A 2139-nucleotide genomic window follows, 5' to 3' on the forward strand; every position below is an offset into this window, starting at 1 on the left:
GCGGCTGATGATCTTGTGACCGGTCTTGCGGGAGATGCCGAATTCGCGGCACAGCGCCGCTATCTTCTCGCCATCCAGAACCCGCGCAACGAATTTGAGACGCTCGTCCATGCGGTTGCACTCCTGCCAAGGCACCTTCGCTCTCCTCGCAAAGGCCAAAAGTGTAACCCATGTCTCCGGTATGAACTGTCACCCCTCTCTCGGGAAGGACACTCAAGCCGCCCAGCACGTGCGCGTCTCTTGAATCGTTGGGCGTCCTTGTGAAGGCCATAGTAAATCCCACTAGGTCGCTGGTGACATTCTCCTACGGCACGCTCAACCGTTGATGTTGCCCTGGGTGCGGGCGCACCCTAGTATCTCCGTGCTTCCGGGATACGCCGCCGTGACCGATACGATCGCCCCACAACTGATATTCACTCTGAACATCGCGTGGGAAATCGCCTCGCAGGAGAGCCCGGACTATGACCTCGTCGTCTATTTCATCCAGCAGGCTCTTCGTGCAGCTCAAGAAGAGGCATTGCGACACGGCGTCATTGTCGATTTCGAGCAGAAATCCGAGCTTCAATAGGGTGTCCGCTTGCAGTAACAGCCGAAGTCACGAGGCTAAGGTCTACCGCGTAGCCAGTTGAGATCGAGTAGCAGATGTCATCTATTTTCCGGTACCGCCGGAGAAAGGCGGCTGCGGCGTTAGCAGCATCTGCAACTGGTCCATATCCGTCTCGCCGCTGATCCGTTTCCTCAGGATGCGGCCGATATGTTCGCCGGTGGCCGTAAGGTCCTCATAAATCGTTTCCACCTTCGGCTGGATGGCGGAAAGTAACTGCGAGGTCTGCTTGGCGACGATGTCGTATTCGACGCCAAGGGTGAGGCCGCAATCGCTCATGCCGGTGATCGTGGCAAGCGCGCACACTTCGCCGCCGCACATGAAGGCGTCGGGTGGATCGGCTTCGCGATGCCGTCGGGCGATACGGTCGCGAATCGCGCCCGCCGGATGATCGAGGTTGATCTCGGAGATAATCTCGTAGGCACAGCCGGCTTCGCGCACCGCGGTCATGAAGCCGTGCAGGATATGGCTGCCGAAGCTGAACTGCATCGGACCGCCGATCAAAGCGGGCTTACGACGCCCTTTGGCGATCAGCCGCTTGGTTGCCTCATAGGCGAACGTGAAATTGTCGTAGTCGACATAAGGATGCGGCGTGGAAAGTTCGGTGCGGCCATGGGTGACGAACGGAAAATTGTGCTCCATTAGCAGCCGCACGCGCGGGTCGAACGGTTCGGTGCGCGACATCACCAGGCCGTCGGCCATGTGATTGCGCATGATGTAGTTGACTGCCTCGATATTGGTCGTGTGCGGCAGGTTGGGCATGACGATCAGATGGTAGGTGGTGCCCTGCAAAGCAGCGGCGATGCCGGACATGATCGAGGTGCCGTAGCCGAGGATCTCCTCATGCGATTCAAGAAGGATGGCGATGACGTTCGTGCGGCCGGTCTTCAGGCGCTGGGCCGCTCGATCTGGGGAGTAACCGACCTGCAGCGCGATCTCCCGGACGCGCTTGCGGGTCTCGTGGTTGATGACCGGGTCGTCCGAAAGGGCTCGCGATATCGTCGTCACAGCAAGGCCCGCGATGTCCGCGATGGTGCGCAACGTCGGCTTGCCGCTCCTGCGGGTCACTCCGGTCGTGGGCGGCATTGTAATGCGAGACACGCTCGACTTTCCTCCAAAGCGTCGATTGGCCGGACACTAGCGCGATATCGGCGCCGAAAGCAATGCTATTATGGAAACGTTTTAAATAATCGGCTTCCGTTTTCCAAGCAATAGGGCTGCGTCTGAAAGACAAGTAAAAACAGGCAGTAAATGATACTGCCTCCGACAAAGAAAGGAGCGTCGCTACACTTGACTTGCTTATGTTTATAACGTTTTAAATTAACCCATGCGGCGTTCGCGCCGTATAAGTAGAGTCTTTCGCGCGGGGAGCGCAGGGGCTTTTTGACCGCGGATTTTCCGCTTTTATGAACTTGCAAACCGGGAGGAAACGATGCGCAAGTTTTTGCTGACGACAGCGTTGGTGACGATGAGTGTTGCGGGCTTGGGTGCTGCCAAGGCTGCGGATGTGAAGGAAGTGCAGATGCTGCACTGGT

3 protein-coding genes are annotated in these 2139 nt (G+C 57.8%); 1 reads left to right on the plus strand and 2 read right to left on the minus strand.

Annotated features, from left to right (window positions below; translation table 11 throughout):
- Nucleotides 1-111: helix-turn-helix domain-containing protein (locus tag IB244_RS31495; RefSeq protein WP_192306975.1), on the minus strand; the 111-nt coding region annotated here is incomplete at its 3' end.
- Between the two features lie 271 nt (nt 112-382).
- Between IB244_RS31495 and IB244_RS31500 the strand changes: the two genes are divergently transcribed.
- The gene (locus tag IB244_RS31500; protein ID WP_018117079.1) at nt 383-568 is read left to right on the plus strand and encodes a hypothetical protein; all 186 of its coding nucleotides are present in this window, start codon (nt 383-385) and stop codon (nt 566-568) included.
- A gap of 81 nt (nt 569-649) precedes the next feature.
- Here the strand turns inward: IB244_RS31500 and IB244_RS31505 are convergent, their stop codons facing one another.
- Nucleotides 650-1690 carry a LacI family transcriptional regulator gene (locus tag IB244_RS31505; protein ID WP_192306977.1) on the minus strand — a complete coding sequence of 347 codons (1041 nt, stop codon included), beginning with the start codon at nt 1688-1690 and terminating at the stop codon, nt 650-652.
- Nucleotides 1691-2139 lie beyond the last annotated feature (449 nt).

The organism is Rhizobium sp. RHZ02 (genome assembly GCF_014851575.1).
GTDB classification, from domain to species: domain Bacteria; phylum Pseudomonadota; class Alphaproteobacteria; order Rhizobiales; family Rhizobiaceae; genus Rhizobium; species Rhizobium altiplani.

What these genes read in the sequence shown, in the direction of transcription:
- IB244_RS31505 (WP_192306977.1), bottom strand. Translation starts at nt 1,690, where the DNA reads ATGCCGCCCACGACCGGAGTGACCCGCAGGAGCGGCAAGCCGACGTTG.